Origin of the sequence: Streptomyces sp. 15-116A, from assembly GCF_025290915.1 — a bacterium.
In the GTDB taxonomy this organism is placed as follows: domain Bacteria; phylum Actinomycetota; class Actinomycetes; order Streptomycetales; family Streptomycetaceae; genus Streptomyces.
This window is the reverse complement of the sequence record NZ_JAOCQE010000462.1, coordinates 1-2,802: the sequence shown is the minus strand read 5'-3', so window position 1 is coordinate 2,802 and position 2,802 is coordinate 1. Positions and strand designations below refer to the sequence as shown.

The following is a 2,802-nucleotide window of genomic DNA, read 5'->3' as shown; positions in this document are numbered from 1 at the left end:
GCGGGGACCGCCGGGGCGCCGATCGCCGTGGCCGCGGCGGTGGCCACGACCAGGGTCCGGCGCGCCGCCGGATGCCCGGCCGAGGGGCCGCCCCGGGAATGCGGAAGGACGCGCCGCCAGTGCACGCATCCGGGGCAGTCGCAGTCTCTCGCGGGCTCGATCTCCTCGAATACCGGCGACTCCATGCGATGCCCCTCACATTTTCGGTGACCACCGTGATCACATTCGCGCCTGTGCACAAAGGTCAGCTTCTCAACTGTCTTCTTCACGCGCATGCTGACGGTCCGAATGATGTACTCCGGCCGGACCGGCCCGCGCCCGCGCGCGGAGCGGGTGGTCGGGAGCACCCCGCGGGGTCCTGTAGAGTTACCGCGTCAGCAGGCGCCGCTAGCTCAGTTGGTTAGAGCAGCTGACTCTTAATCAGCGGGTCCGGGGTTCGAGTCCCTGGCGGCGCACCGACCAGGCGGGCTCCTCGTGATCGAGGAGCCCGCCTGTTTTTGGCCGGATCACGACTGGTGTCCGGTTGAGCGTGATCCTCTTGGCGCACGTATGCACCTGTGGCCCCACGAGTCCTCCACACGCGCCACAATGGACACGTATGGCCGGTGAACACCGTGTTTCGCATCTTGCGATCATGATGAACACCGGAGAACCTGGGTTCTTCAAGCTGCCGCGGGTCCGCGGCTGTTGAGGGGGCGGGAAGCGGTTGCCGACGGTCCGGGACGAGGGGTCCCGTTCAGGGAGCGATGCCGAGGGGGGCATCATGCAACCGGAAGAGTGCTGAGCCGTGTCTATAAGCTGTGGATGACGTGGTGACAGCGGTCTACCACTGATACGTCTGTGAAGGTCGAGGGGGACCGGAGCGGGCGGTAGGAAGCGACGAAACACGTGGTGGAGCCACGTGTGGGGGGATGACTCATGACGTCGACGCCGACGGGCGCCCGGAAGGACGACGACCCGTCCCAGACCACCCAGCTCAGGGTGCCGCAGAGGACCTGGAACACGGGCACGTTCCGACGGATCAAGAAGACGCTGCCGAGATACGACTACGAGCACTACAGCCGGCTCGCGGGTCCCCTCACCCAGCCGGATCCGAACAAGCCCTACAAAGTCCAGTACCGCTCGCTGATCGGCCAGGAGCCGCACCGCATCCGCATCGCGCTGATGCTGGCCGCGGCGCCGATCCTGTCGCTGGTGCTGCTGGTGTGGCTGCTGCAGCCCTCGCACTGGACCGAGCGGGACTACGTGGAGTTCGAGTGGCTGCCGGCCCTCGACATCGTGATGCTGGTCTCGATCGGCCTGATCGAGTTCTTCCGCTGCATGAACGTGCTGTCCAACGCGCACGCCACGCTGGTCGCCCGCGACCCGATCCCGGTGGTGCCCGAGACCGGCACGCGTGTGGCGTTCCTCACCTCCTTCGTGCCCGGCAAGGAGCCGCTGGAGATGGTGACGAAGACCCTGGAGGCGGCCGTCAAGATCCGCCACCGGGGCACCATGCACGTCTGGCTCCTCGACGAGGGCGACGACCCCGAGGTGAAGGAAGTCTGCGCGCGCCTCGGTGTGCACCACTTCTCCCGCAAGGGCGTCGCCAAGTGGAACCAGAAGAAGGGTCCGCACCGCGCCAAGACCAAGCACGGCAACTACAACGCCTGGCTCGAGGCGCACGGAGACGACTACGACTTCTTCGCCTCGGTCGACACCGACCACGTGCCGCTGCCGAACTACCTGGAGCGGATGCTCGGCTTCTTCCGCGACCCGGACGTCGGCTTCGTCATCGGCCCGCAGGTCTACGGCAACTACGACAACTTCGTCACCAAGGCCGCCGAGTCCCAGCAGTTCCTCTTCCACGCCCTGATCCAGCGCGCGGGCAACGCCTACGGCGCCCCCATGTTCGTGGGTACGTCCAACGCTGTGCGCATCAAGGCCATCAAGCAGATCGGCGGTCTGTACGACTCGATCACCGAGGACATGGCGACCGGCTTCGAGATGCACCGCGCCAAGAACCCGGCGACGGGCAGGAAGTGGCGCTCGGTCTACACGCCGGACGTGCTCGCGGTCGGTGAGGGCCCCAACGCCTGGACCGACTTCTTCACCCAGCAGATGCGCTGGTCCCGGGGTACGTACGAGACGATCCTCAAGCAGTACTGGAAGGGCTGGTACTCGCTTCCGCCGAGCAAGCTCTTCAACTACACGATGATGATCATCTTCTACCCGATGTCGGCCCTCAACTGGATCCTGGCGGCGCTGAGCTGTGCGCTGTTCCTGGGCCTGGGCGCCTCGGGTGTGAACATCGACCCCGCCGTGTGGCTGATGCTCTACGGCAACGCCTCCGCGCTGCAGATCGGCCTGTACATCTGGAACCGGCGCCACAACGTCTCGCCGCACGAGCCCGAGGGCTCCGGCGGTGTGGCCGGCATGATCATGTCCGCGCTGTCGGCGCCGCTCTACGCGAAGGCGCTGATCGACTCGGTGCTGCGCCGCAAGAGCAAGTTCGTGGTCACGCCGAAGGGCGACTCGGCCAGCCCGGACACCTGGTTCGGCACGTTCCGGTACCACTGGTACTTCATCCTGATCTTCGGTGGTTCCATCGCCGCCGGCTTCGTCTACGGCAACTCGCACCCGGCCATGGTCATCTGGGCCACGTTCGCCCTGCTGATCACGGCGGCGCCCATGTTCGCCTGGCGCCACGGCATGCGGCAGGACCGCAAGAAGCCGCCCGCGCGGAGCGACGAGCAGCCGCCCGCACCGGGCGGTGGCGGCGGCCGGGACGCCGCCGGGGACTCCCGGACGCAGGCGCTGCCG

Annotated in this window: 1 protein-coding gene, 1 tRNA gene and 1 pseudogene; 2 read left to right on the top strand and 1 reads right to left on the bottom strand. The window is 67.0% G+C overall.

What is annotated here, in order from left to right; translation table 11 throughout:
* Nucleotides 1-185, bottom strand: a pseudogene (locus N4P33_RS34380) (hypothetical protein); the annotation flags it as partial.
* A gap of 196 nt (nt 186-381) precedes the next feature.
* Here N4P33_RS34380 and N4P33_RS34375 point away from each other — a divergent pair.
* Both N4P33_RS34375 and N4P33_RS34370 read left to right on the top strand, forming a co-directional pair.
* Nucleotides 382-455: transfer RNA gene (locus N4P33_RS34375), tRNA-Lys, on the top strand.
* Nucleotides 456-918: 463 nt separating this feature from the next.
* Nucleotides 919-2,802: glycosyltransferase family 2 protein (locus N4P33_RS34370; RefSeq protein WP_260830839.1), on the top strand; the 1,884-nt coding region annotated here is incomplete at its 3' end.